The 26,703-nt window shown below is 72.4% G+C and carries 24 protein-coding genes and 1 pseudogene; 22 read left to right on the top strand and 3 right to left on the bottom strand.

Translation table 11 applies throughout. The features are described 5' to 3' along the window. The first annotated feature begins 191 nt into the window (after positions 1–191). The 19 genes and pseudogenes from steA to ACIA8K_RS38725 all read left to right on the top strand — a co-directional run bounded on the left by steA (position 192) and on the right by ACIA8K_RS38725 (position 21,346). On the top strand, positions 192–1,370 hold the full coding sequence (gene steA / locus ACIA8K_RS38815) for a putative cytokinetic ring protein SteA (RefSeq protein ID WP_396068492.1): 1,179 nt from the start codon (positions 192–194) through the stop codon (positions 1,368–1,370). 27 nt (positions 1,371–1,397) lie between these two features. Next, positions 1,398–2,336 carry a copper transporter gene (locus tag ACIA8K_RS38810; protein ID WP_396068491.1) on the top strand — a complete coding sequence of 313 codons (939 nt, stop codon included), beginning with the start codon at positions 1,398–1,400 and terminating at the stop codon, positions 2,334–2,336. Positions 2,337–2,369: 33 nt separating this feature from the next. Continuing rightward, entirely contained in the window at positions 2,370–3,221 is an 852-nt protein-coding gene (locus ACIA8K_RS38805) for a hypothetical protein (RefSeq protein WP_396068490.1), read from the top strand. A gap of 5 nt (positions 3,222–3,226) precedes the next feature. Continuing rightward, complete coding sequence (gene murJ, locus ACIA8K_RS38800; protein ID WP_396068489.1) at positions 3,227–4,885, top strand: murein biosynthesis integral membrane protein MurJ; 1,659 nt, start codon at positions 3,227–3,229, stop codon at positions 4,883–4,885. Continuing rightward, complete coding sequence (locus tag ACIA8K_RS38795; protein ID WP_396068505.1) at positions 4,879–6,000, top strand: glycosyltransferase family 4 protein; 1,122 nt, start codon at positions 4,879–4,881, stop codon at positions 5,998–6,000. The genes murJ and ACIA8K_RS38795 overlap by 7 nt, the downstream gene beginning before the upstream one ends. Next, positions 6,000–8,300, top strand: a pseudogene (locus ACIA8K_RS38790) (hypothetical protein); the annotation flags it as partial. The gene ACIA8K_RS38795 and the pseudogene ACIA8K_RS38790, both read left to right, overlap by 1 nt. 810 nt (positions 8,301–9,110) lie before the next feature. Beyond that, the gene (locus tag ACIA8K_RS38785; protein WP_396068488.1) at positions 9,111–10,856 is read left to right on the top strand and encodes a CTP synthase; all 1,746 of its coding nucleotides are present in this window, start codon (positions 9,111–9,113) and stop codon (positions 10,854–10,856) included. Continuing rightward, positions 10,853–11,452 carry an NUDIX domain-containing protein gene (locus tag ACIA8K_RS38780; protein ID WP_396068487.1) on the top strand — a complete coding sequence of 200 codons (600 nt, stop codon included), beginning with the start codon at positions 10,853–10,855 and terminating at the stop codon, positions 11,450–11,452. The genes ACIA8K_RS38785 and ACIA8K_RS38780 overlap by 4 nt, the downstream gene beginning before the upstream one ends. A gap of 137 nt (positions 11,453–11,589) precedes the next feature. After that, complete coding sequence (gene ald, locus ACIA8K_RS38775; RefSeq protein WP_396068486.1) at positions 11,590–12,705, top strand: alanine dehydrogenase; 1,116 nt, start codon at positions 11,590–11,592, stop codon at positions 12,703–12,705. A 33-nt stretch (positions 12,706–12,738) separates the two neighbouring features. Continuing rightward, entirely contained in the window at positions 12,739–13,668 is a 930-nt protein-coding gene (locus ACIA8K_RS38770; protein WP_396068485.1) for a site-specific tyrosine recombinase XerD, read from the top strand. A gap of 155 nt (positions 13,669–13,823) precedes the next feature. Then, a complete protein-coding gene (locus ACIA8K_RS38765; protein ID WP_396068484.1) occupies positions 13,824–14,756 on the top strand; it encodes a ParA family protein in 933 nt (310 codons plus the stop codon). Positions 14,757–14,759: 3 nt separating this feature from the next. Continuing rightward, positions 14,760–15,452: a M50 family metallopeptidase gene (locus ACIA8K_RS38760; RefSeq protein ID WP_396068483.1), complete on the top strand. Its 693-nt coding sequence runs from the start codon at positions 14,760–14,762 to the stop codon at positions 15,450–15,452. Between the two features lie 101 nt (positions 15,453–15,553). Next, a complete protein-coding gene (locus ACIA8K_RS38755) occupies positions 15,554–16,477 on the top strand; it encodes a segregation and condensation protein A (protein ID WP_396068482.1) in 924 nt (307 codons plus the stop codon). A gap of 170 nt (positions 16,478–16,647) precedes the next feature. Further along, positions 16,648–17,457, top strand: a complete 810-nt coding sequence (gene scpB, locus ACIA8K_RS38750) for an SMC-Scp complex subunit ScpB (protein WP_396068504.1) — start codon at positions 16,648–16,650, stop codon at positions 17,455–17,457. Then, complete coding sequence (locus ACIA8K_RS38745; protein ID WP_396068481.1) at positions 17,450–18,184, top strand: pseudouridine synthase; 735 nt, start codon at positions 17,450–17,452, stop codon at positions 18,182–18,184. Before scpB ends, ACIA8K_RS38745 begins: the two co-directional genes overlap by 8 nt. A 137-nt stretch (positions 18,185–18,321) precedes the next feature. Continuing rightward, positions 18,322–18,993, top strand: coding sequence for a (d)CMP kinase (gene cmk, locus ACIA8K_RS38740; RefSeq protein ID WP_396068480.1), 672 nt, complete (start codon positions 18,322–18,324; stop codon positions 18,991–18,993). A 35-nt stretch (positions 18,994–19,028) separates the two neighbouring features. Beyond that, positions 19,029–20,438, top strand: a complete 1,410-nt coding sequence (gene der, locus ACIA8K_RS38735; RefSeq protein ID WP_396068503.1) for a ribosome biogenesis GTPase Der — start codon at positions 19,029–19,031, stop codon at positions 20,436–20,438. A gap of 103 nt (positions 20,439–20,541) precedes the next feature. After that, on the top strand, positions 20,542–20,772 hold the full coding sequence (locus ACIA8K_RS38730) for a helix-turn-helix domain-containing protein (protein ID WP_396068479.1): 231 nt from the start codon (positions 20,542–20,544) through the stop codon (positions 20,770–20,772). Further along, a complete protein-coding gene (locus tag ACIA8K_RS38725; protein WP_396068478.1) occupies positions 20,765–21,346 on the top strand; it encodes a Clp protease N-terminal domain-containing protein in 582 nt (193 codons plus the stop codon). Before ACIA8K_RS38730 ends, ACIA8K_RS38725 begins: the two co-directional genes overlap by 8 nt. A 62-nt stretch (positions 21,347–21,408) precedes the next feature. On the opposite strand, the gene ACIA8K_RS38720 is transcribed toward ACIA8K_RS38725, so the two are convergent. Next, positions 21,409–21,603, bottom strand: coding sequence for a hypothetical protein (locus tag ACIA8K_RS38720; protein WP_396068477.1), 195 nt, complete (start codon positions 21,601–21,603; stop codon positions 21,409–21,411). Between the two features lie 179 nt (positions 21,604–21,782). Here ACIA8K_RS38720 and ACIA8K_RS38715 point away from each other — a divergent pair, with 179 nt between their 5' ends. Next, positions 21,783–22,211: a hypothetical protein gene (locus ACIA8K_RS38715; RefSeq protein ID WP_396068476.1), complete on the top strand. Its 429-nt coding sequence runs from the start codon at positions 21,783–21,785 to the stop codon at positions 22,209–22,211. 210 nt (positions 22,212–22,421) lie between these two features. Here the strand turns inward: ACIA8K_RS38715 and ACIA8K_RS38710 are convergent, their stop codons facing one another. Together ACIA8K_RS38710 and ACIA8K_RS38705 are read right to left on the bottom strand one after the other, a co-directional pair. Beyond that, positions 22,422–23,750, bottom strand: coding sequence for a PQQ-binding-like beta-propeller repeat protein (locus tag ACIA8K_RS38710; protein ID WP_396068475.1), 1,329 nt, complete (start codon positions 23,748–23,750; stop codon positions 22,422–22,424). A 72-nt stretch (positions 23,751–23,822) separates the two neighbouring features. Then, positions 23,823–24,338 (bottom strand): septum formation initiator, encoded by a 516-nt coding sequence (locus ACIA8K_RS38705; RefSeq protein ID WP_396068474.1) that lies wholly within the window; start codon positions 24,336–24,338, stop codon positions 23,823–23,825. A gap of 103 nt (positions 24,339–24,441) precedes the next feature. On the opposite strand from ACIA8K_RS38705, the gene ACIA8K_RS38700 reads away from it, so the two are divergent. Together ACIA8K_RS38700 and ACIA8K_RS38695 are read left to right on the top strand one after the other, a co-directional pair. After that, positions 24,442–25,134, top strand: coding sequence for a response regulator transcription factor (locus tag ACIA8K_RS38700; RefSeq protein ID WP_396068473.1), 693 nt, complete (start codon positions 24,442–24,444; stop codon positions 25,132–25,134). After that, the gene (locus ACIA8K_RS38695) at positions 25,131–26,426 is read left to right on the top strand and encodes a sensor histidine kinase (RefSeq protein WP_396068472.1); all 1,296 of its coding nucleotides are present in this window, start codon (positions 25,131–25,133) and stop codon (positions 26,424–26,426) included. Before ACIA8K_RS38700 ends, ACIA8K_RS38695 begins: the two co-directional genes overlap by 4 nt. The last annotated feature ends 277 nt before the right edge of the window (positions 26,427–26,703 follow it).

Here is a 26,703-nt window from a genome sequence, read left to right as displayed (position 1 = left end):
GCGGCAAGGCCCTTCTCGTGCGCGGGGGCCGGAAATGGCTGGACCGCGGCGGGTGTGCGAGAAAGAATTCGTTCTGTGACGTGAGCGGCGACACATTACGCGTTGATACATAGGCAATTGAGCAGCTCAGAGACGTTTTGTCGGCATGTCGGGGGACCACAAAGTCGAGAGGCCGTGTCACGATGATGGCGATGCGTCTACCCACCTTGCGCCGTACCCGGACCGCCGAACCGGGGATCATCGCGGGCACTGCTCGGCTCGATCGCCGTACGAAGCGGTTGACCGGACGCCTGCGTCCGGGCGACATCGCGGTCATCGATCACGTCGACCTGGACCGCGTGGCCGCCGACTCGCTTGTGGCGGTCGGCGTCTCGGCGGTGCTCAACGCGAAGCCGTCGATTTCCGGGCGTTACCCGAATCTGGGGCCGGAGGTGCTTGTCAAGGCCGGCATCCCGCTTCTGGACGACCTCGGTGAGGGCGTGTTCCAGCAGATCCGGGAGGGCGACTCGATCCGGGTCGAGGGAAACACGGTGCTTGCGAACGGCGAGGCGCTGCTGCACGGTGTCCGGCAGGACTCCGAGGCCGTGGCCAAGGCGATGGCGGATGCCCGTGAAGGGCTGTCCGTGCAGCTGGAGGCGTTCGCGGCGAACACGATGGACTACCTGAAGCAGGAGCGCGATCTCCTGCTCGACGGCGTCGGCGTGCCGGAGATCGAGACGAAGATCAACGGCCGGCACGTGCTGATCGTGGTCCGGGGCTACGACTACAAGGCCGACCTGGACGTGTTGCGCCCGTACATCCGGGAGTACCGCCCGGTGCTGATCGGTGTGGACGGCGGCGCGGACGCGCTTGTCGAGGCCGGATACACGCCCGACATGATCATCGGCGACATGGACTCGGTGAGTGACGACGTGCTGCGTTGTGGCGCGGAGATCGTCGTGCACGCCTATCCGGACGGGCGGGCGCCGGGCCTGCCGCGCGTGCACCAGCTCGGCGTGCCGGCGATCACCTTCCCGGCCGCGGCGACAAGCGAGGACTGCGCGCTGCTGCTTGCCGACGAGAAGGGCGCCTCGCTGATCGTGGCGGTCGGCACGCACTACACGCTCGTCGAGTTCCTGGACAAGGGGCGCGGCGGCATGGCGTCGACGTTCCTCACCCGGCTGCGGGTCGGCGGCAAGCTTGTCGACGCGAAGGGCGTGAGCCGGCTCTACAAGCAGACCATCCCGGGGTCGTCGCTGCTGCTCCTCGCGTTCTCCGCGATCGCGGCCATGACGGCGGCGGTGACTGTCTCCACCGTGGGCAAGGCGTACCTCGGGGTGGCTTCGGAGTGGTGGGACAATCTCGTCTTCCAACTCGGCCAGCTGTTCTAGCCCCGTCCCGACCAGAAGGCTTCCACCGTGATCAATTTCCGGTACCACGTCGTGTCGCTCACCGCGGTCTTCCTCGCGCTGGCGATCGGGCTGGTGGTCGGCACCGCCGCGCTCAACGGGCCCGTCGTTGACGGGCTGGACAGCCAGGTCAAGAACCTCAGCAAGGACAACAGCCAGCTGCGCGAGAGCGTCGGCCAGCTTCAGGACGAGGTCAACTCGCAGGAGGAGTTCGCGACCGCGGCCGCGCCGATGCTGCTGGCCGGCAAGCTCACCGGCCGCCGGGTGGCGCTTGTGGTGCTGCCGACCGCGGCCGACTACGCGGAGCAGCTGCGCACCATGCTTGCCACGGCCGGCGCGACAGTCACCGGCCGTGTCGACGTCCGGGAGAGCTTCGTCGACCCGGCGAACAGCGTGAACCTGCTTGACCTGGCGCATCGCGCGGCGCAGACCACGCTTCCGGCGTCCGGGCTGCCAAGCAACGCGAACGGGGTGGAGACCTCGGCCGCGCTGCTGGCGACCGCGCTGCTGGACCGGCCTGCACCGGCGGCCGTCACCGACTCGGACCGGAACGCGGTGCTTGCGGCGTACGCGGCCGCGAACTACGTCACTGTCGAGGACGACAAGGTCTCCGGTTCCGCAGAGGCCGTGGTGATCGTCGCGGGTCTGCCGCCGACCGGCGAGGACTCGGACAAGATGAACGCGTCGGCCGTGACGCTCGTGGAGCAGTTCGACGTGGCCGGCCCGCTTGTCGTCGGCGGCAACGGCGTCGGTGACGGCAACGTGGTCGCTGCGGTCCTGGCGGACGCGGCGCTGTCCAAGACCATCGCCACGGTGGACAACGTGAACACCGCCCAGGGCGCGGTCGTCACCTGCCTGGCGCTCACCGAGTCGCTCGCCGCGAACAAGATCGGGCACTACGGACTGGGTGCGGGCGCCACGTCGATGCTGCCGACCCCCGCGCAGTGACGGTGTGATCACGCGATCCCTAGAATCGCGGTCATGGCCCCCACGCGTGTCCCCCCGATCCTGGTCCTCGCCGCGGGCGCGCTCGCCGCGCGCGCCGCGCTGACCGCGGTCCGGCGCAGCCCGGTCAACACGTCGCTGGAGCGGGCGAACTTCCGCGGGCGCACCGTCACGCTGGCCGGCGGTCCCGCGCTCGCTGCCGCCGCGTCCGTCGCCGCGGCCGCGGGTGCGCCGAGCGGCCCGGCCGCGGCCGCCGCGCTCACCGCCGGGCTCACGTCCGGCGCGGTGGGCCTCTACGACGACGTGGTCGGCAGCCGGCCGGAGCAGAAGGCGGCCAAGGGCTTCGCCGGGCACCTGCGCGCGTTGCGCCGCGGTCAGGTCACAAGCGGCCTGGTCAAGATCGCTGGGGTCGGCGCTGCCGGGCTTGCCGCGTCCGCGCTGCTGGCGCTGGACCGCCCGGGGCGGAAGACCCGCTGGGGCACGCTCGCGGACGTGGCGCTCGGCGCGGGCGTCATCGCCGGCACCGCGAACCTCGTCAATCTGCTCGATCTGCGTCCCGGCCGGGCGATCAAGGCGAGCGCGCTGATCGGCGCGCCGCTGCTGCCCACCTCCGCGGGCGGGCTTGCCGCGGGTGCGGTCGGCGCCGCGGCCGGACTGCTGCCGCAGGACCTGGACGAGCAGATCATGCTCGGCGACTCCGGGGCGAACGCGCTCGGTGCGCTGCTCGGCGTCGCGATCGCGGCGACGTGCGGCCCGATCGGCCGCGCGGTCGTCTTCGCGGGCCTGGCCGGCCTCACCGCGGCCTCGGAGAAGGTCAGCTTCACCGCAGTGATCCAGCGGACGCCGGGCCTGCGCGAGCTGGACGAGCTCGGCCGCCGGCAGAGCTGACCGCGGTGACCTCCACGCGCACCCGGTCCGTCGCCGGCGCCGCCGCGCTGATCGCGGTGCTCACAGTGGTCAGCCGATTGGCGGGCTTCGGGCGTACCACAGTGTTCGCCTGGATGGTGGGTGACACCGGACTCGGCGACGCCTACCTCGGTGCGAACACGCTGCCGAACATCATCTTCGAGCTGGTCGCCGGGGGCGCGCTGGCCAGCCTTGTGGTGCCGCTGCTCGCGCCGGCCGTCGAGGCCGGAGACCGGGAGCGGACCGGGCGGATCACGTCGGCGCTGCTGGGCTGGGTGCTCCTGCTGCTGGTGCCGGTCGCGGTGGTGGTCGCGGTCGCGGCCGGGCCGCTGGTGAGGATCATCCTGCCGCACAGCCCGCCGGAGGTGGTCGAGGCCGGCACCCAGATGCTGCGGATCTTCGCACCGCAGCTGCCGCTCTACGGCGTCGGCGTGGTGCTTACCGGTGTGCTGCAGTCGCACCGCAGGTTCGCCTGGCCGGTCATCGCGCCGCTGCTGTCAAGCCTCGTCGTGATCGGCGTGTATCTGGCGTTCGGGTACACCGAGGGGCCGGGCACGGATCTCGGCGCGGTGACCTCCACCGGCACGACGATCCTCGCGGCCGGCACCACCTGCGGCGTCGTGGTGCTCTCCGGCTGCCTGCTGATACCGGTACGCGCTCTGCGGCTGCCGCTGCGGCCGACGCTGCGCCTGCCTGACGACTCCCGGCGGGCAGTGCTGCGGCTCGGCTGGGCCGGCCTCGTCACTGTCGGCGCGCAACAACTCGCGCTGCTGGTCGTGATCGGTCAGGCCAGCGGCGGCCCCACAGGATCGCTCGTGGTGTTCAACCTGGCGCAGACAGTGTTCCTGCTGCCGTGGGCCGTGCTCGCGGTGCCGCTTGCGACAGCTGCCTATCCCGGCCTCACCACAGGTGACGACGACGGCTACCGGAAACTGCTCGCCCGCACCGCACGGTCGACAGCGCTTGCCGGCCTGCTCGGCGCGGGCGCGCTGGTGGCGGTGGCGATCCCGGCTGGCGCGTTCTTCGTCGGCGGCCGGGCACTGACCGACGGCATCGTCGCGTTCGCGCCCGGACTGATCGGATACGGACTCTTCGCGCTGCTGTCCCGCGCGCTCTACGCCCGCGGGCGTACCGCAGAGGTCGCCCGCGCCACCGCGCTGGCCTGGGGACTTGTCGCGCTGCTCGCGGCCGGGCTGTCCGCCGTCACCGCGCCGGAGCAGCGGGTGCTCGTCCTCGGGCTCGCCCACTCGGCAGGCATGCTGCTGCTCGGCGCGCTGCTGGTGATCTCGGTGCGCCGGATCAACGGCCCGGCCGCGCTCGCCGGGCTCGGCCGCACGCTCACCGCCGGGCTGGTCGCCGCGGTCGCCGCCGGTGCCGCCGGATATGCCGTCGGAGCGATCTTCGACCCCACCCCGGCGCGCCCGGTCGCGGTGTTGCAAGGCATGCTGTGCGGGTTCGTCGGGTTGGCGGTATTTCTCGGGATCGCGTTCCTGCTGGACCGGGACCAGGTCGTGAGACTCGCCCGGCGTGGCGGCACACGGTCCGGATCGCGCGCATCGGGTAACTTGCCACGCGGTGAGACCCTGCCGGACGGTGGGAACGACGCGCGGGAACCCACCGCGCGGGACGGAGGGGACCGATCGTGACCGCAGGCGACTGGGCCGGTGGGGTGGCGCTCGTGCTCGCCTCGAGCACCGGCGGCGTGGGACAGCACGTGTCCTCGCTGGTCCGGGGGCTGACCGCGGCCGGCAGCACGGTCACGGTCTGCGGGCCGGACGCCACCGAGCGCCTGTTCCACTTCTCCGACCTGGGTGCGCGGTTCGTCCCGGTGGAGATCCCGGCGAACCCGACGCCGTCCGACGCCCGCGCGGTGAGCGCACTCCGCCAGGCGCTCGCGTCCGGCGGCATCGACGTCGTGCACGCGCACGGCCTGCGCGCCGGTTTCGTCGCCACGCTCGCCCGCCCCCGCCAGCCGCTCGTCGTCACCTGGCACAACGCCATGCTCGCCTCCGGCCTGCGCGGCCGCGTCGCTCAGCTGCTGGAACGCGCTGTCGCGGCCGCCGCCCGGGTCACGCTCGGCGCCTCCGACGACCTGGTCGACCGGGCCCGCGCGGTCGGCGCCCGGGACGCCCGGCTCGGCCCGGTGGCGGCGCCCCAGCTCGGCCCGGCCAAGCGCAGTCGCGCGGCCGTGCGCGCGGAGTTCGGCGTCGGCCCGGACACGCCGGTGGTCCTCTCCGTCGGGCGGTTGCACCCGCAGAAGCGCTACGACGTGCTTGTCGCCGCCGCCGGCCGCTGGCGCGAGCGCCGCCCCACGCCGGTCGTGCTTGTCGCCGGCACCGGACCCAGCTACCTGCCGCTCGCCGCGAGCATCTCCGCCGCGCACGCGCCGGTCACGCTGCTCGGCCACCGTACCGACGTCGCCGACCTGCTGGCCGGTGCGGACCTCGCGGTCATCACAAGCGACTGGGAGGCCCGCCAGCTGTTCGCCCAGGAGGCGCTGCAGGCCGGGCTGCCGCTGGTCGCCACCGCTGTCGGCGGGCTCCCCGGCCTGGTCGGCGACGCCGCCGTGCTGGTACCGGCCGGCGACGTGGACGCGGTCGACGCCGCGGTCCGCCGCCTGCTTGACGACCCGGAGCTGCGCGCGGATCTGAGCACCAGGGCCCGTACCCACGCGGCCGCCTGGCCCACCGAGGCGGACACCGTCGCGGCCGTCCGCGACGTCTACGCCGAACTCGTACCAGCTCCGGAGGAGCCCGCCTGATGCTGCACCGCCTCACACCATGGCTGGTCGCGCTGGCCGTGGTGGTCGGCAGCATGGTCGCGCTCAGCGTCCGGCCGGTCTCCGCCGTCACCGGCGCCGGCGCCGACTACGTGGTCGTGGTCGGCGTGCCCGGCCTTCGCTGGGACGACCTCAGCCCGACCGAGACGCCGTCGCTGTGGGCGCTCGCGGAGCACGGCGCGATCGGCGCGCTCTCGGTCCGCTCCGCGAGCGACCCCACCTGCCCGATCGACGGCTGGCTCACGCTCGGCGCCGGCAACTACGCCAGCTGGGGCGACGAGAACGCGGACGTGACCACCTGCCCGCCGGTCAACGTCACCATCGAGGAACCGGACGGCATCGGCGCGAACGTGCCGCAGCAGCCGATCGCCGTCGACTACAACGGCCGCCAGGCCTGGGGCGCGGTCCCCGGCGCGCTTGCCGAGGCCGTGCGCTGCACCACAGCGATCGGGCCCGGCGCCGCGATCGCGGCCGCCCGCCCGTTCGGCCGCGTCGACCGCTACTCGCCGGAGCTGCCCCAGCAGGACACCGCGGCGGTGCTCTCCGCCTGCGTGCTCAGCATCATCGACGCGGGCACCGTCGCCTCCACCGGCGACACCCGCGCGGCCGAGGTCGCGGCCGCGGACGACACGCTCGGCCGGGTGCTCGCGGCCCGGCCCGCCAACTCGCTGGTCCTGGTCGCCGGCCTCGCCGACACCGGCGCGGACCACCGGCTGCACGTGGCGATCGCGGACGGCCCCGGCTGGGACCGCTCCTGGATCACCTCGGCCAGCACCGCCCGCGACGGATACGTCGCCCTTGTCGACCTGGCGCCCACCGCACTCACCGCGCTCGGCCGCGAGCTGCCCACCGGGCGCTTCGACGGACACGTCGCCACCGCCGCGGACGGCCGCCCCGCCGCGCTCGCGGACGCGATCGTCAGGCCCGCGAACGCAGACGCGGAGGCGCGCGCCCAGGGCCGTACCTCCGGCTGGTTCTTCACGATCCTCGCCGCCGCGCAGATCGCGCTGTTCGCCGCGCTCGTCCCGCTGCTGCGCCGCACCTACGCGCACAGCGGCCCGCCCGGCCCGCCACTGCCGCCGCGCTGGCTGATGGGCGGCGCCGAGCTGGCGCTTACCGCGGCCGCGCTCGTCACGCCGGCCGCGCTCGTCGCGGACCTGGTGCCCTGGTGGCGCGCGGGCCGCCCGACACTCGTCTTCGCCGCCGTGACTATCGTGCTGACGCTTGCCGGCACGCTCGCGATCCGGCTCGCCCGGCCCTGGCGGGTCACGCTCTGGCCGCTCGGCGCGGTCGCCGCGGTCGCGGCCGTGGTGGTCGTCGCGGACGTACTCTCCGGCTCGACGCTGCAGCTCAACGGCGTTGCGGGCTACTCCACGCTGGCCGGCGGCCGCTACGCCGGCATCGGCACCGTCGGCCTCGGCGTGCTCACCGCGGGCGTGCTGCTCGCCGCCGCCGCGCTCGGCCAGCACATGCGCCGCTCCCGCCGCCCGGTCGTGATGGTCGCGCTCGGCGGCGCCGCAGTCATGCTCGTCGGCAGCCCGTTCCTCGGCGCGCACGCGATCGGCGCGGTCTCGCTCACCGCGGGCGTCTGCGTGGCCGCCGCGCTCTCCACAGGCGGCTGGCTCAGCTCCAGCCGCATCGCGCTCACCTCCGCCGCCGGCCTGGTCGTCACGCTCGGCTTCGCGCTGCTCGACGTGCGCCGCCCCGAGGCCGAGCGCGGCAGTCTCGGCCGCATCCTCGCGTCCCTGGTCGACGGCACCAGCGGCATCGCAGTCCAGCGCGCCACCGCGTCGAACGTGGCCGCGCTCGTCAGCCCGCTCACCGCGCTTACGCTTGCGGTCGCGGCGCTGGTCTGGTTCGTGCTGCTGCGCCCGTGGGGCGGCCTCAAACGCCTCTACGGCCTCAAACCGGCGGTCCGGGCCGGGCTGGCCGGCACCGCTGTCACGTCGCTCACCGCGGGCGTGCTGGGCGGCTCCGCGCTTCACGTCGCCGGCGCCGCCGCCGCGCTCGCCGCGCCACTGGCCGCGCTCACCGCGCTGCGCGTCCTCCACCACGCCGCCGACCGCACCCGCCCCGCCGTGATCCACCCCGTCGAAGATCAAGATCCACGAGCCGCCGAGGGTACGCCGCCGGAAGCGCGACAGGCGCTGCCGACCCCCACACCCGGAAGCTCAGCCGTCACAGCGGATCCGCCCCCCGACAGCGCCGAACCCGGCGTGGACCAGGCCCGCCCGGTCCCGGCGGCGCCCGGCGGAGCGGCCGTCCTCGCGGTTCCCCCCGCGGCCGGTGCTGGACCCGCCGCAGACCGGAGCCCGGGAGCCGGGGGAGCCGGGAGCCTCGGACCCGGGGGCGACGGGAGCCCCGGAGCCTTCGCAGGCGGGAGCCCCGGAGTCGGGGGAGACGGGAGTTCCGGAGCCGGGGGAGACGGGAGCCCTGGACCCGTGGGAGACGGGAGTTCTGGACCCGGGGGAGAGGGGAATCCTGGACCCGTGGGACCCGTGGGACCCGTGGGAGAGGGGAGCCTCGGAGCCGGGGGAGACGGAAGCCCTGGAGCCGTGGGAGACGGAAGTTCTGGAGCCGGGGGAGACCGTCCGGCAGACGTTTCACCGGGTGTGATCTTTCCGGACGGTGAGGACGGCGAGCCTGTGGTGATCAAGACCACCGGGGTCGTGGTGACGCGGCCGGAGCCGGATGCCGAGGACCGGGCGACGAGTTGAGCGCCCGGCAGCATCGTGAGCGCCCGGCCGCACCGTGAGCGTCCGGCCGCACCGTGAGCGTCCGCAGTATCGCCCGTGCGGGTGAATGCGGGTGGGCCGGCGCGCGCACGGCGTACCCCCGGATGATGTTGATCTTCAAGGGTTTTGCCTGTGACGTGGGCCCGGGTGGCCATCGACGCGAGGCGATCATGGAGTGGTGGGCGGGGCGCTGCGCGCGGCGGGACCGGCGGATGGTGTTACCGTGGAATCCCGTGGATCGCGTGATCACGACAGCCGCATCAACGTCCGCTGACTTTTCGGTCAGGCGGGCAGGGATCGGGCTCAAGGGCGTCGCGCCGGTTCTCATTGGCAGCCACACGACCACGGGAGCAGGCCTTGGCCCCTTCGACTCAGACCAGGCATATCTTTGTCACGGGGGGCGTCGCCTCCTCACTCGGTAAGGGGCTCACCGCTTCCAGCCTGGGCAACTTGCTGACCGCGCGCGGTCTGCGGGTCGTGATGCAGAAGCTTGATCCTTACCTCAACGTTGACCCCGGCACGATGAACCCGTTCCAGCACGGCGAGGTCTTCGTGACCGAGGACGGCGCGGAGACGGACCTCGATGTCGGGCACTACGAGCGGTTCCTCGACCGGCCGCTGTCCGCGAAGGCGAACGTCACCACCGGTCAGGTCTACAGCGCCGTGATCGCCAAGGAGCGGCGCGGCGAGTACCTCGGCGACACCGTGCAGGTCATCCCGCACGTGACGAACGAGATCAAGGAACGCATCTTCGCGATGGCCGACCCGGACGAGGACGGCCGGGTGCCGGACGTCGTCATCACCGAGGTCGGCGGCACGGTCGGTGACATGGAGTCGCTGCCGTTCCTGGAGGCGATCCGGCAGGTCCGCCACGAGGTCGGCCGGGACCGGTGCTTCTACCTGCACGTCTCGCTGGTGCCCTACCTGGCGCCGTCCGGCGAGCTGAAGACGAAGCCGACCCAGCACTCGGTGGCCGCGCTGCGCAACATCGGCATCCAGCCGGACGCGCTCGTCTGCCGCTCGGACCGGGAGATCCCGGAGAAGCTCAAGGTCAAGCTGTCGCTCTACTGCGACGTGGACCGCGAGGCAGTGGTGGCCTGCCCGGACGCGCCGAGCATCTACGACATCCCGCGCGTGCTGCACGCCGAGGGCCTGGACGCCTACGTGGTGCGCCGGCTCGGCCTGAGCTTCCGGGACGTGGAGTGGAGCGCCTGGGACGACCTGCTCAAGCGGGTGCACCACCCCTCCGAGGAGATCACCATCGCGGTGGTCGGCAAGTACGTCGACCTGCCCGATGCGTACCTGTCGGTGACCGAGGCGATCCGGGCGGCCGCGTTCGGCCACTACGCCAAGGCGCACATCCGCTGGGTGCCGAGCGACGACTGCGAGACCCAGGCCGGTGCGGCCGCCGCGCTCGCGGGCGTGGACGGCATCGTGATCCCGGGCGGCTTCGGCGTGCGCGGTATCGAGGGCAAGATCGGGGCGGTCAGCTACGCACGCGAGCAGAAGGTCCCGGTGCTGGGCCTCTGCCTCGGCCTGCAGTGCATGACCATCGAGGTGGCGCGCAACCTGGCCGGGCTGGACGGGGCGAACTCGCTCGAGTTCGACGACGTGGTCAAGCACCCGGTCATCTCCACCATGGCGGACCAGCAGGACATCGTCTCCGGCAAGGGCGACCTGGGCGGCACGATGCGGCTTGGCGCGTACCCGGCCGCGCTGACCCCGGGCTCGATCGTCGAGGAGGCGTACGGCGCGCCGGAGATCTCCGAGCGGCACCGCCACCGGTACGAGGTCAACAACGACTACCGGGACCGGCTGAGCGCGGCCGGCCTGCGCTTCTCCGGCACCTCGCCGGACGGCCGGCTTGTCGAGTTCATCGAGCTGGACCGCGAGGTGCACCCGTTCTTCGTCGCCACCCAGGCGCACCCGGAGCTGAAGAGCCGCCCGACCCGCCCGCACCCGTTGTTCGCGGCGTTCGTGGGCGCGTCCGTGCGGTTCCACAAGGCGGACGAGCTGCCGCTGGAGATCGTGGAGGCGCCGCCGGGTGCCGAGGGCCAGGGGGACGACCGGAAGTCCAAGCGGCGCATCGGGGCCGGCAAGTGACGGGCTTCGCCCATGAGGTGATCAGCCGCACCGAGCGGTACCGCGGACCGGTCTTCACAGTGGTCACCGACCGGGTCACCATGCCCGGCGGTGGCGCGGCGAACCGGGACTACCTGCTGCACGTCGGCGCGGTCGGCGTGGTCGCGCTTGATGACGACGGCCGGGTGGCGCTGATCGGCCAGTACCGGCACGCGGTCGGCGGGCGGCTCTGGGAGCTGCCGGCCGGGCTGCGTGACGTCGAAGGCGAGGATCTGGCGGTCGGCGCGCTGCGCGAGCTGGCCGAGGAGGCGGACCTGCGGGCGAGGACGGTGGACGTGCTGCTCGACCTGCACACGTCGCCGGGCTGCACGAACGAGCAGATCCGGATCTTCCTGGCCCGTGACCTGTCCCCGGTTCCGGACGCCGAGCGGCACGACCGCACGGACGAGGAGGCGGACATCGAGCTGCGCTGGGTGCCGCTTGACGACGCGATCGCCATGGTCTTCGCCGGCGAGATCACCAACGCGGCGGCGGTCGGCGGCCTGCTTGCCGCGGCCCGTGCCCGGGACGCCGGCTGGGCGTCGCTGCGCGCGTCGGATACGCCGACACTTGCCTGAAACAAGCTATGTCTGCGGCCGGCGTTTCTGACGAAACGTCGGCCGTGGCGCGTTCTGGCTTAGTGATCTAAAGTGCGGGCATTATTACCGGAGATCCGCTCGTAAACTGCGGCTAAACGCGTGAAAGGGTCATCGACGTGAAGGTCGGCATTCCCCGCGAGGTCAAGAACAACGAGTTCCGGGTCGCGATCACGCCGGCCGGCGTGCACGAGTTCACCCGCCACGGCCACGAGGTCTTCGTCGAGGCCGGCGCCGGACTCGGCTCGTCGATCACGGACGACGAATATCAGAAGGCCGGCGCCACAATCCTGCCGTCCGCGGACGACGTCTGGGGCACGGCGGAGCTGGTGCTCAAGGTCAAGGAGCCGATCGCGGAGGAGCACCACCGCATGCGTGAGGGGCAGGTGCTCTTCACCTACCTGCACCTGGCCGCGTCCAAGGAGTGCACGGACGCGCTGATCGAGCGCAAGGTCACCGGCATCGCGTACGAGACGGTGGAGACCCCGGACCGCCAGCTGCCCCTGCTCGCGCCGATGTCCGAGGTCGCCGGCCGGCTCGCACCGCAGGTCGGCGCGTACCACCTGATGCGCAACGGCGGCGGCCGCGGCGTGCTGATGGGCGGCGTCTCCGGCGTCTACGCGGCCAAGACCGTGGTGATTGGCGCGGGCGTCTCCGGCATGAACGCGGCCACCATCGCGCTCGGCCTGCAGTCCGAGGTGCTGATCCTGGACATGAACATCAACCGGCTGCGGGCGGCCGACGCGATCTACCGCGGCCACCTGCAGACCGTCACGTCGAACGCGTTCGAGGTGGAGCGCGCGGTGCTTGACGCGGACCTGGTCATCGGCGCGGTGCTGGTGCCGGGCGCGAAGGCCCCGACGCTGATCTCCAACGAGCTGGTCTCCCGGATGAAGCCGGGCAGCGTGCTCGTCGACATCGCGATCGACCAGGGCGGCTGCTTCGAGGACTCGCGGCCGACCACGCACGCGGACCCGGTCTACAAGGTCCACGAGTCCATCTTCTACTGCGTGGCGAACATGCCGGGCGCGGTGCCGCACACCAGCACGTACGCGCTGACGAACGTGACGCTGCCGTACGCGGTGCAGCTTGCCAACCTCGGCTGGCGGGACGCGTTGCGGGCGGACCCGTCGCTGGCCAAGGGGCTCAACACGCACGCGGGCGAGGTCACCTACGGCCCGGTGGCGGAGGCGCACGGCATGCGCGCGCTGCCGCTCGACGAGGTCCTCGCGTAAGGACTGTCGTACCCCTCCTTTATGGTCTGCGCTGTGTTGCAGACGGAGCGGGCCGTGCGGGGCTACCTCGACCACCTGACGGTGGAGCGTGCCCTCGCGGCCAACACGCTCGTCTCGTACCGGCGGGATCTGGATCGTTATCTTGAGTTCCTGACCGGCGCCGAGATCGGCAGTCTCGGCGCCGTCACCTCCACCGACCTCACCACCCACCTGAGCGGCCTGCGCACCGGTGACGACGCGCACCCGCCGCTGTCCGCCTCGTCGGCCGCGCGCGCGATGTCCGCGGTGCGCGGGCTGCACCGGTTCGCGGTCCGGGAGGGCCTCGCGGCCGACGACCCGTCCCGTGAGGTCAAGCCGCCGGTGCCGCCCCGCCGGCTGCCCAAGGCGCTCGAGGTGGAGGAGGTCGAGCGGCTGCTTGCGATACCGCGGGCGGACACGCCGCGCGGGCTGCGGGACCGCGCGCTGCTCGAGTTCCTGTACGGCACCGGCGCGCGGATCTCCGAGGCGGTCGGCGCCGCGGTCGACGACATCGACCTGGCCGATGCGACAGTGCTGCTGCAGGGCAAGGGCGGAAAGAGCCGGATCGTGCCGATAGGCGGTTATGCGCGAGATGCGCTGGCGACCTACCTCACCGAGGGCCGCCCGGCGCTGGTGCGGGCCGGGCGTGGCACCCCTGCCGTGTTCTGCAACGTGCGTGGTGGGCCGCTGTCCCGGCAGAGCGCCTGGACGATCCTGCACCGCGCCGCCGCGGACGCCGGGCTGCCGGTCGAGGGTCCACGGGCCGTGTCCCCGCACACACTCCGGCACTCGTACGCCACACATCTGCTTGACGGCGGTGCGGACGTCCGGGCGGTGCAGGAGCTCCTCGGCCACGCCTCGGTGACCACCACGCAGATCTACACGCTCGTCACGGTGGACCGGCTGAGGGAGGTCTACGCCACGGCACACCCCCGCGCGATCTGAGTCGTATACACCCTGCCCGCGCGCGACACGCCGGGACGGTGGGCACCGTGTGGGCGCGTCGTGTCGTAGAGTCGGCAATCGGCGTGGATCTCGTTGACGGCGCCGGTCGGCTGAGACGCTAGCGTCGGGCAGTCGTGTGAGGGGGCGCAGAGGACATGGCGGGCAACGGTGACCGTGCCGAGGCGTGGACCTCGGTCCTCCGCGAGCAGCAGAGCTCCCTTGACATCGGCGCGGACCTCGGTGTTTCCGACCCGACGGCGTACACGATGCGCAAGCCGATCCCGGACCCGATGCCGACGGACCGGCATGGTCCCGCGCGCATCATCGCGCTTGCGAACCAGAAGGGTGGCGTGGGCAAGACCACGTCCACGATCAACCTGGGTGCCGCGCTCGCCGAGTACGGCCGCAAGGTGCTTGTCGTCGACTTCGACCCGCAGGGCGCGCTCTCCGTCGGCCTGGGTGTGAACCCGCACAACCTCGACCTGTCCGTCTACAACCTGCTCATGCAGGACGACGTGTCCGCCGAGGACGTCGTGATCAAGACCGACGTCGCGGGCCTGCACCTGCTGCCGGCCAACATCGACCTCTCCGCCGCGGAGATCCAGCTGGTCAACGAGGTCGCGCGGGAGATGGCGCTGGCCCGGGTGCTCCGGTCGGTCCGCAAGGAGTACGACTACATCCTGATCGACTGCCAGCCCTCGCTCGGTCTGCTCGCGATAAACGCCCTCACCGTCGCGCACGGTGTCCTGATCCCGCTCGAGTGCGAGTTCTTCAGCCTCCGCGGTGTGGCGTTGCTTCTCGACACGATCGACAAGGTCCGCGAGCGGCTCAACTTCGACCTTGAGCTGGAAGGCATCCTCGCCACCATGTACGACTCCCGTACCACGCACTGCCGCCAGGTGCTGCAGCGCGTCGTGGAGGCGTTCGGCGACAAGGTCTACCAGACCGTGATCACCAAGACCGTGAAGTTCCCGGAGTCGACAGTGGCCGGCGCGCCGATCACCTCGCTCGACCCGGCCTCGTCCGGCGCCCGCAACTACCGTCAATTGGCGCGCGAGGTCATCGCGGCCCAGGCCGAACGCGGGTAACACGTGCTCTACTCACTCGGCGCTCCGATCTCCTTCGCCGGGTTCGTCCTCTCGTTCTTCCTGGCCCTCGTGGTCCGGACGATCGCGGTCCGGGCCACCCAGCGCGCGCTCGGCGTCTACTTCCGGCCCACCCGGGTCGGCTTCCACCCGCGCCACGACATCGACGTGTTCGGCGTGGTCGCGATGCTTATCGGCGGCATGGGCTGGGGCAAGGCGGTCGACGTCGACGAGCTGCCGCCGCGCGTGGGCCGGGGGCGGCGCGTCGCGGTCTATGCGGCCGGCCCGCTGTCCGTGCTGGTCCTGTCGCAGCTGGTGCTGCTGGCGTTCGTGCTCGGCTTCCCGGACGACAGGCAGTTCCTGCTGCTCGCGGGCCCGGCCAGCGTGGCCGGCGGCCTGCTCAACTCCACGCTCGGCGGCAACGCGTTCGGCGAGTTCGTGGCCGCGATCGGCATCGGATTGTTCGCGTTCGCGCTGTTCGACCTGATCCCGCTGCCGCCGCTGGACGGCTGGGGCATCCTCTGGTGCAGCCTGCGCAATCCCAGCTCGGCCGCGCAGACCGCACGGGAGTGGCTCGTCGAGAAGAACCTCGGCGTGGTGATCCTGTTCGTGATCCAGCTCTTCCCGTTCGGCGGCGGCATGGCGTGGGTGTTACTCAACGTGATCGGTTCGGCGCTACTGGGGCCCTGGGCCTGGTGAGCGTCGACAACGTCACCGGGTCCGATCGGGGTCCGGGGTCGTCCCCGGGTCGGCTCGAGCCCGCACAAGCGGAGGATGACCAGGTCGGCTACGGTCGGCCGATGACGGACGCACCTGTCCAGGATCAAGGACAAGAACTTCACAATCCAGAGGCCGAGGGTACGTCCACAAGCGGCTTCCGCGTCCGGCTGCACAACTTTGAGGGTCCGTTCGACCTGTTGCTCCAGCTGATCGGCAAGCACAAGCTGGATGTAACCGAGATCGCACTACACACCGTGACGGACGAGTTCATCTCGTACATCCGGGCGATGGGCGACGACTGGGACCTGGACGAGACGAGCGAGTTCCTGATCATCGCGGCCACGCTTCTCGACCTGAAGGCGGCCCGGCTGCTGCCCGCGGCCGAGGTGGAGAACGAGGAGGACCTCGCGCTGCTTGAGGCCCGCGACCTGCTCTTCGCGCGGCTGCTGCAGTACAAGGCGTACAAGGAGGCGTCCGCGGTCATAGCGGACCTGGAGCGGGACGGCTCCCGCCGCTACCCGCGCGCGGTCAGCCTGGAGGCGCGCTACGCCGAGGCGCTGCCCGACCTGATCTTCGGTTTCGGCCCGGACCGGATCCTCAAGATAGCGATCAAGGCATTCACCCCGAAGATCCCGCCGACGGTGGCCGTGCACCACATCCATCAGGTGCGGGTCAACGTGCGCGAGCACGCGGACATCGTGGTGGCCATGCTGCGCCGCGCCGGGATCGCCACCTTCGACGTACTCTGCCTGGACTGCGAGAACACGCTCGAAATGGTGGCCCGGTTCCTCGCGCTGCTCGAGCTGTACCGCGAAGGGCTCGTCGAGTTCGCCCAGCCGGAGTCGCTCGGCGTGCTTACCGTGCGCTGGACCGGCGGCGACGAGGAGGTCGCGCTCGAGGTCGACGACTACGAGGGCACAAAAGAGGTAGATACGGCCAAGGAGGACATCCGGGCCACTGGCGGCGACACCGATGCGCGGGGGACGGAGGAGGATCGGGCGTGACCACTGACGACAGCCACGAGTCACTTGCGGACGCGGCGGCCGCCTGGGTCCCACCCTGGGACCGCCCGAAGCCGCCGGAGCCGGAGACGCCTGAGGTGCCGGAAGCGCCCGAGCCTGCGGAAACGCCCGGCCCCGCCGTCGCGGAGACTCCTGTTGCGGACGAGCCGCAGATCACCGACCCGGCACCGGTTGTCGAAAACCCGACTGCCAGGACCGCCGGGGGTACGGGGGAGAGTGCGCCCGCAGCCGGCGGTGGATCCCCGTCGGCCTCCGCGATCGAGCCGCCCGGCGCCCCTGCCGTACCCTCGCAGAAGGCTCCTCGTCGTGCGGCGGGGCAGGAAGCGGCAGGCGGAACCGAGGCCACCGCGGAACCCGCGCCGAGGCGACGCCGGGCGAAGCCCGCACCGAAGGAGCCGGAGCCGGACCCGGTCTCGCTCATCGACGACGCGGAGCTGCGCGGCGCGCTGGAGGCGATCCTGCTTGTCGTGGACGAGCCGGTCGCCGAGGTGATGCTGTCCCAGGTGCTCGAGCAGCCGACCGAGCGGGTCACCCAGATGCTGTACCTGCTGTCCGGCGAGTACACCGATCGTGGTCACGGCTTCGACCTGCGGCGGGTGGCCGGCGGCTGGCGGCTGTACACCCGTCCGGAGTACGCCGCGTACGTGGAACGGTTCGTGCTTGACGGCCAGACCGCGCGCCTGACCCAGGCCGCGCTCGAGACGCTCGCGGTCGTCGCCTACAAGCAGCCGTGCTCGCGGTCACAGGTCTCCGCCATCCGCGGTGTGAACTGTGACGGTGTGATGCGTACGCTTGTAGCCCGGGGGCTCGTGGAGGAGTGCGGCGCGGACACGTCCGGCGCGTACCTCTACAAGACCACCACCCTGTTCCTTGAGAAACTCGGCATCGACTCGGTCGCGCAGCTTCCCCCGCTCGCGCCGTTCCTGCCGGACAATGTGGAAGAGATCGTCATAGATGCCTGAGAACGACGGTGCCGAGCGGCTGCAGAAGATCATGGCCGCGGCCGGTGTCGGGTCCCGCCGCGCCTGCGAGACGTTGATCATCCGCGGCAAGGTCACGGTGGACGGGCGCCTGGCCCAGGTCGGCGACCGCGCGAACCCGGCCACCTCCGTGATCATGGTGAACGGTGAGCGGATCGTCAGCGACACCACGCTCGTGTACATCGCGATGAACAAGCCCCGGGACGTGATCTCCACCATGGCGGACGAGAAGGGCCGGACCGCCATCTCCGACTTCCTTGGCCGGGTTGAGCAGCGCGTCTACCACGTGGGCCGCCTCGACCAGGACTCCGAGGGCCTGCTGCTGCTCACCAACGACGGTACGCTCGCGCACAAGCTCACCCACCCGTCGTACGGCGTGCAGAAGACGTACCTGTGCGAGGTGGCCGGACCGCTGCCGCGCGCGGTCGGCCGGCGGCTGCTCTCCGGCGTCGAGCTGGAGGACGGCCCGGTCAAGGTCGACACGTTCAAGCTCGTCGACACGCTCGGCAAGACCGCGCAGATCGAGATCACGCTGCACGAGGGCCGCAAGCACATCGTCCGCCGGCTGATGGACGAGGTCGGTCACCCGGTGTCCCGGCTGATCCGTACCCAGATCGGCCCGATCAAGCTTGGCGACCTGCGCACCGGCCGCACCCGGCGGCTGAACGCGGGCGAGATCGCGTCGCTGTTCGCCGCCGTGGAGGACTAGCGGGAGCCGTTGTCGAAGGGGACCCTCGCCGCGGACGGCTTCCACTCCGGCAACAGGCTTCGGGTCCCGCGGTGGGGGTGTGCCGGGTCACCGGGCATCATTGAACAGTTGTCCTGGGTATGGCGAGTGGAGGAACGGTGGAAGAAAACGGGCGATGTGTGGTGGCCGTCGACGGGCCGTCCGGGTCCGGGAAGTCCACCGTGTCGCGGCGGCTGGCGGCGGCTCTCGACGCGCGTTACCTGGACACCGGTGCGATGTACCGCGCGGTGACCTGGGCCGTGCTGCGCTCCGGCGTGGCGCCGGCCGACTCCGACGCGGTCGCGCAGACCGTCTCGGACCTGAGGCTTGAGATCGGCACCGACCCTTCCGCGCCGTTCGTCCGGGTGGACGGCGAAGCTGTCGACGGGCCGATCCGGGGCGCCGAGGTGACGGCCGCGGTCTCCGCTGTCGCATCGGTCGCGGCCGTCCGTAAGCAGCTGGTCGCGCAGCAGCGCGCGATCATCGAGGACGCCGGCCGGATCGTTGTCGAGGGACGTGACATCGGCACGGTCGTGGCGCCGGACGCGTCGCTGAAGGTCTACCTGACCGCGTCCGCCGAGGCGCGCGCGCAGCGCCGCAGCCTGGAGAACGCGTCGGACGTGGCGGCCACCCAGGCTGACCTGGCCCGGCGGGACAAGATCGACTCCAGCCGTACGGTGGACCCGCTTACCCAGGCGGAGGATGCGGTCGTGCTCGACACCACCGCGATGGGGATCGACGAGGTCGTGGCGCGACTCCGCGAGCTACTTGACGCGCGGGTGACCGCATGACGACGACTGCCGAGGTTTCAGAGATGTCGGAAACAATGCCCGAGACGACCGGTGGGTCCGGCGCGGACCCGGCCGTGGACGCGCCCGCTACCAGGGTTCTCGTCAATCCGGTCGTGGCCGTCGTCGGCCGCCCGAACGTGGGCAAGTCGACGCTTGTCAACCGGATCATCGGCCGCCGCCAGGCAGTCGTGCAGGACGTGCCGGGCGTGACCCGGGACCGCGTGCCGTACGACGCCGAGTGGCTCGGCCGCCAGTTCACGATCGTGGACACCGGCGGCTGGGAGCCGGACGCCCGGGACCGGGCCGCCGCGATCGCCGCGCAGGCCGAGGCCGCGGTCTACGCCGCTGACGTGGTGCTCTTCGTGGTCGATGCGCGCGTCGGCGGTACGAACGAGGACGAGGCCGCGGTCCGCATGCTGCGCCGCAGCAGCAAGCCGGTCATCCTGGTGGCGAACAAGGTCGACAACCAGAACCTGGAGCTGGAGGCGATCAGTCTCTGGTCGCTCGGACTGGGTCAGCCGTACCCGGTCTCCGCGTTGCACGGCCGGGGCTCCGGCGATCTGCTCGACGCGCTGCTTGAGGCGATGCCGGAAGCGCCGCGCCTGGTCGAGGACGGCCCGCGCGGCCCGCGCCGCGTCGCGCTCGTCGGCCGGCCGAACGTGGGCAAGTCCAGCCTGCTCAACCGCCTGGCCAAGGAGGAGCGCGCGGTCGTCGACTCGGTCGCCGGCACCACGGTGGACCCGGTCGACAGCCTGGTGCAGCTCGGCGGCGAGACATGGCAGTTCGTCGACACGGCGGGCCTGCGCAAGCGTGTCGGCCAGGCCAGCGGTACCGAGTACTACGCGTCACTGCGTACCAACGCCGCGATCGAGGCGGCCGAGGTCGCGGTCGTGCTTCTTGACGCGGCCGAGGTGATCAGCGAGCAGGACCAGCGGATCCTGAGCATGGTCGTCGAGTCCGGCCGCGCGCTTGTCATCGCGTTCAACAAGTGGGACCTGGTCGACGACGACCGGCGGAACTACCTGGAGAAGGAGATCGACCGCGAGCTGCGGCGCATCCCCTGGGCCGTCCGGGTGAACGTCTCCGCCAAGTCCGGCCGCGCGGTTGAGAAGCTCGCGCCGGCCATCCGCAAGGCGCTGGCCAGCTGGGAGACCCGGGTGGCCACTGGTCACCTGAACCAGTGGCTGACCGCGCTCACCCAGGCCACGCCGCACCCGGTTCGGGGCGGGCGCGCGCCGCGCATCCTGTTCGCCACCCAGCCGGGCATCTCGCCGCCGCGGTTCGTGCTGTTCACGACCGGTCCGCTTGACGCGGGCTACCAGCGGTTCGTGGAGCGCAAGCTGCGCGAGGAGTTCGGGTTCGAGGGCTCGCCGATCGAGATCGCGGTGAAGGCCCGCAAGCAGCTCGGCCCGGGTGGTCGGGGCAAGGCGCACGGCGGATCCTGATTCCAGGAAGCGGGCCGGTTCTGATGAGCCGGCCCGCTTTTTTGTGCCAGGTGCTGTCAACGTGGGTTGACGTTTGCCGGTGTTGTCAACTACGGTTGACAGCATGAGTGAGGGAACGGATATCGCCTCCGCGGCGGCCGGGCCCGACGTGAAGGTCGGGCTGCGGGCCACTGTGGCGCTGCGGAAACTGGCCGAGCGCCTGGAGGCGCTGCAGGTCGCGAACGCACGACAGCAGGGATGGTCCTGGCAGGAGATCGCCGACGCGTTGGAGGTCACCCGCCAGGCCGTGCACAAGAAGCACGCCGGACGTACGAGGGGGCAAGGGGATGTTTGAGCGATTCACCGTCGAGGCTCGGGCCGTGGTTGTCCAGGCCCAGCAGGAGGCCCGGTCGCTTGGCCACACGAAGATCGGCACCGAGCACCTCCTGCTGTCGCTGCTCGGCGCGGACGCGGGAGAGGCCGCGTTCGTGCTGCACAGCGCCGGTCTGAGCGCCCAGGACCTACGGGCCCGCATCCAGGCGCTTGTCGACACGCCGGCCGCGCTCGGCCCGGACGACGCGGAGGCGCTGCGCGCGATCGGCATCGACCTGGACGCGGTGCTGGCCCGCGTCGAGCAGAACTTCGGCGTGCAGGCCGCCGACCTGGAGGCGGCCCGCCAGCCGGAGCCGCGCCGCTGGTGGCAGCTGCCCAAGGGCGGGCACATCCCGTTCAGCGCGCGCGCGAAGAAGGTGCTTGAGCTGGCGCTGCGGGAGGCGGTGGCGTTGCGCTCACGCGAGCTGCGGCCGGAACACATCCTGCTCGGCCTGCTGCGCGAGGGGGAAGGGCTGGGCTCGCGGGTGCTTGCGGACGCCGGGATTGACGCGCGGGTGCTCCGCGAGGACGTGCTCGCCACGCTGCCGAAGGTCTGAGGGCGGAGGGGCCGGCGCCGGCCCCTCCGGTGGTGAGTCAGGCTCTTCCGCGCCGAGCGGTCTCACGCTTCGATCAGGTCGTCCGGTGCCAGCTCGTGCGCCAGTAGCCAGGCGCCCAGTTCCGGCAGGCCGCGCAGCGTGCGCCCGTGTGCGGCCACGCTGATTCCCAGCAGCTCGAAGACGCGTACCCGCCGCTCCTCGATCTGGATCCGCCACCGCCGCCCCTCCCGGTCCGGCGGTGTGATCAACACGCGCACTGTCGCAGCCTAGCCCGGCTAAATACCTTAAATCAGGAAATATCGGGGGTACGCGGGCACGGCATGATCATTACGTCGCTGATGTGGTGGATCGTGGTGTTTGTGACGTGCCGATCCGGGCGTATCGGTCTAGGGTGGACGTCGCGGGGCAGGATCGAGGAGGCAACCGGGAGGCTTTCGTGGCGGTGCGGCCATGGCACATGTTCGGCGTGATCGTCGCGTTCGGCGTCGGTCCCGCGGTCTGGATCGGCGGCAGTCTGGTCTCCGAACCGGCCTCCGGCACCACCCCGGCCCCCACGCCGCCCAGAGCCTCCGCGTCGCCGTCACCGTCGCCGGCCGGCCCGGCGCCCTCGACCGGCTACGATCCCGGCGCCACCGGCTTGCCGGACCCCGGCGTCTGGACCCCGTCCGCGATGCCGTCCGCGGCGCCCAGCAGCGCGCCGCCGTCCGAGCCCGCCGAGCCCTCGCCCACACCGACCGGCAGCCCCACCTCCGGCCCGGTCACCGGCGTCCCCAGCCCGTCCCGCCCACCGCTGCTGCCCCCGCTGTTCCCCACCCCGGGCGACCCGGAGGCGGACGGCTTCCTCCTCGGCCCGCTCCTCTTCTGAGCGGCCGCCCGGCGCTCGCGCTGGCCATCGCCGCGGCGCTTGTCCCGGTACTCGCGCTGGCCATCGCGGCGGCGTTTGTCCCGGCGCTCGCGCTGGCCATCGCGGCGGCGTTTGTCCCGGCGCTCGCGCTGGCCATCGCCGCGGCCCTTGTCCCGGTACTCGCGCTGGCCATCGCGGCGGCGCTCGCTCTGGTGCTTGCGCCGGCGCTTGTCAGAACGTGAGCAGGTGCAGGGTGAGGCGTCCCGGATCGGCGCCCGCGCCGCTGGAGACCATCACCCAGCCGTCGCCGGCGGCGGTCAGCCAGCCGCCGCGCCGGGCCAGTCGCTGCCCCGTCCTCGCGTCGTAGACCAGCACGTACGGCCGGTCGTCAGTCGCGCCAAGCACCGCGACCAGGCCACCGGCGACCACGGCCTCCCAGCTGGCGGACGAGGTGGGCAGGCCGGTGTCCGGGGCGGCCCAGACGCGGTGGCCGTCCGCCAGATCAAGCAGCGCGATCGGGCCGGTCTCGGCGTTCTCCCGCACCAGCAGCGCGGCACCGTCGCCGGCGATCGGGAAACCCGGCTCCTCCGCGGTCCACCGCTGCGTGCCGGTGGTGACGTCGATCAGCGTGGTCCGGCCGGACCGGGTCACGGCCGCGACGTCGGTGCCCGCGCCGAACAGCTCGGAACTGCCGGAATAGACGGTGGGGAACGTCCGGCGACACTCCCGCGCCGCGTCCCGGCCGCTGTAGATCGGGCCGTTCCAGGCCGGCGCGCCGGTCCGGGCGTCGACCGCGCCGACCGCGATCGTGCAGTCCCGGTCACCTGGCGGCGCGTCGTGGTCAGTGGAGACCAGCGTGCCCCCGGCCGCGAACAGGTGCCAGCCACCAGGGGCGATCCTGCCCGGCAGCAGCGCGCCGGTGGCCGTGTCGAGCAGCGCGCCGCCCCCGGCCGCGCCGGTCACCGGCAGGAACGCGGACGCGGGCGGCGCCAGCGGCCGGCGCGCGCCGATCACGGCATCGCCGACCACGAACGCCGGATCCGTGACGGACCAGAGCGCCGCGCCGTCCGTCACCCGGTGCTTCGTGACAGTGCAGGCCGGAGCCGGGTTCCGCCGGTCCGGGCAGGTGTCCAGGTAGAGCGCGTCGTCGCGGGCGACCATGCGCACCGGCTCCCGCACGGACCAGGCGACCCGCCCGGTGGCCGGGTCGATCACGTCGACCGGCCCGTTCTCGCCGGTCTGCACCACGGCCAGGCCGCCGGCCACGGTGAGAGCGGTGTCCTCAGCGGGGTACGGCAGCTGCCACACCCGGCCGCCGTCACCCGCGCGCAGACCCAGCATCGACGCGCCGTCCAGCACCACTGCCGTATCACCGAAGACCCAGGCGTCCCGCGAGCCGTTCTTCGTGTCCACCGTCCAGGCGATCGTGCCGCCGTCCCCGTCCAGCCCGGTCTCCGCCGTGGCGCCGGTGATCAGGCGCGCGACCAGCGGAACGACTGCGATCGCGCCGCACAGGGCCAGGAGCAGGAACAACGACGTTGCCAGCCGTGCACGGTTCACCGGCGTACGCCTCCCGCTGTGGACGGATCATGGACCCGGAACGCTAGCGTGCGCAGTCAATCCACGCCGGAGTCAGTCGCCGCCGGACTCGTGCTGGACCGCCACGCCGCCACGGCAGCGGACCCGCAGCTCGGACTCGCCACCCGGACCCGCGAACTCCACCTTCACGTCGCGGGCCGGTCCGCGCTCGACCTCGGCCACGGTCCAGCCCTGCGCGGGCGCCCAGGTGACAAGCCGCGCCCGGTCGCCGTCGGCGCAGGAGGCCACGGCCGTGCCGCCGGTCACCGCGAACGCCCGCTCCCCGCCGAGGGCCGCGGGGCTCGTGGCAGCGGACGGCGACGACGACAGCGCGGGCGAGGACGGCGCTGACGTGGACGACGCTGACGTGGACGGCGCTGACGTGGTCGGTGCGTCGGACGGCGACGGAAGCGTGGCCACGGCCGCGGCCACCTCCTGCTCGGAGAGCACACCGTCAGGCGTACCCACGATGCTCTCGCCGATCAGGCGGATGGCCGCCAACCCGATCAGCGTGGCGACGACGGCGGCCGCCAGCCAGCCGGCGACGGCGATCTCGGTACGGCGACTCATGCGCTGCACTATGCCTGATCTGCCGCTAAAGGCCGGCCCGCGCGGGGATAAGGGACGGTTAAGACGCCGGGGAACCCCGCGCCGAGCGGCTAGCCTGCCTCCTGTGGCCCGCCTGCTTCTGATCGAGGACGACCTGACCATCCGCCTGCCGCTGGTACGCGCGCTCCACGAGCGAGGGCACGCCGTCGCGTCGGCCGGCACCGCGATGGACGGCGTCCGGCTGGCCATCGACGACCGGCCCGACCTGGTCGTGCTCGACCTCGGCCTGCCCGACCTGGACGGCCGCGAGATGCTCCGCATGCTGCGCGCCGTCAGCGCGGTCCCGGTGATCGTCGCCACCGCGCGCGACGACGAGGCCGAGATAGTCAGGGTGCTCGACGCCGGGGCTGACGACTACCTGGTCAAGCCGTTCAGCGCGGCCCAGCTCGACGCGCGGGTCCGGGCGGTGCTGCGCCGCGGCGCGCCCGCGGACGGCGGCGACACCGCGATCACTGTCGGCGAGCTGCGCATCGACCCCCGGTCCCGGGAGGTGACACTTGCCGGCGCGCCGGTCGAGCTGACGCCGCGCGAGTTCGACCTGCTGCATCACCTGGCCGGGCGGGCCGGTGAGGTGGTCACCAAGCGGGAGTTGCTGACCGAGGTGTGGCGCATCCCGTACGGCGGCGCGGACAAGACAGTCGACGTCCACCTGTCCTGGCTGCGCCGCAAGCTCGGCGAGAACGCGACCGCACCCCGCTACCTGCACACGGTCCGCGGCGTGGGCGTGCGTCTGAGCGCACCGGACGGTGCGGCGTGAGAGGGCGGCTCGCGCTGCTCGTGGCGGCCACCACAGGCCTCACCATGATCGCGTTCCTGCTGCCGCTGGCACTGCTGTTGCGGACCGTCGCCGCGGACCGGGCCACCATCGGCGCGACCGCGGACGCGCAGGCCGTCGTGTCAGTCGTCGGCGCGTCCAAGGACGCGGACACGCTGCGGCTGACAGTGGAACAGCTCGCCGCCACGTCCGGCCGCGACGTGACACTGTTCCTCGCGGACGGCCGCGTCTTCGGCGACCCGGTCCCGGCCACGCCCGCGGTCCGGCTCAGCGCGTCCGGCCGCAGCGTCACTGTGGAGACCGAGGACGGCGGCCGCGAGATCGTCATCGCGGTCGAAGGGCGAGCCGAGGGTACGGCCGTGATCCGCACGCTGGTCCCGGCGGAGGAGTTGACCCGTGGCGTCACCCGGTCCTGGCTGCTGCTGGCCGCGCTCGGCCTGGTCCTGGTGCTGCTCGGCCTCGCGGTCGCGGACCGGCTGGCCCGCTCGCTGGTCCGCCCGATCACCCAGCTCTCCGAGGTCTCCCACCGCCTGGCCGGCGCCGAGTTGACCGCGCGCGCCGAACCGGCCGGCCCGCCCGAGCTGCGCGACGTCGCCCGCGCGCTCAACCACCTGGCCGGCCGCATCCTCGAACTGCTGCGCGCGGAGCGCGAACATGTCGCAGACCTGTCCCACCGCCTCCGGACGCCGCTTACCGCGCTGCGCCTGGAGGCCGAATCCCTGCGCGACCGGGACGAGTCCGCCCGCGTCCACGCGGCCGCGGACGGCGTGGAGAGCGCGGTCACCGCAGTCATCCGCCAGGCCCGCCTCGCCGCGTCCGATGCCGCCGGCCCGCAGCCCGCCGGCGAGTCGGACGCCGCAGCCGTGGTGGCCGCGCGCGTCGACTTCTGGAGCGTGCTGGCCGAGGACACCGGCCGTGAGGTGACTACTGACATCGCGCCCGGCCCGCTGCCGGTGGCGCTGGCCCCTGACGATCTGGAGGCCGCGGTGGACGCGCTGCTCGGCAACGTGTTCGCGCACACGCCGGACGGGGTGGCATTCGCGGTCCGGCTGGCCCGCGCGCCCGGCGGCGGCGCCACGCTCACGGTCGCGGACGAGGGACCGGGGATCCCGGCCGGCCTGGTGCGGCGCGGCGAGAGCAGGGGCGGTGGCACCGGCCTCGGACTTGACATCGCACGCCGGGCGGCACAGACCGCAGGAGGAGCGCTCGAACTGGGCCCGGGCCCGCAGGGCGGCGCGATGATCACGCTCCACCTCGGCCCGCCCCGCGCCTGATTTCGGCCGGCCGGCCCGCCTGACCTGTGGGCTTCCGGGTCGGCAAGTCGACAAGCCCTGAATCCGGCCCGGAGGACCGGCTGCCGCCAGATTGGCCCGTTGAGCCGCTGGTTCGGGCTCGCCTGAGCCGGCCCGCCACGAATCAGCCGGGCCGGGATGCGGCATCGGCGGTGCCCGGCCTGCCCGGCAGCGGGGTCGGCCCTGCCCAGCGCGCCCGGCAGCGGGGTCGGCCCTGCCCAGCGCGCCCGGCAGCGGGGTCGGCCCTGCCCTGCCCGCC

Origin of the sequence: Catenuloplanes sp. NPDC051500, assembly GCF_044454585.1 — a bacterium.
Taxonomy (GTDB): domain Bacteria; phylum Actinomycetota; class Actinomycetes; order Mycobacteriales; family Micromonosporaceae; genus Catenuloplanes.
Note: the sequence above shows the minus strand (reverse complement) of the source record. Positions and strands in the feature narration are given on the sequence as shown.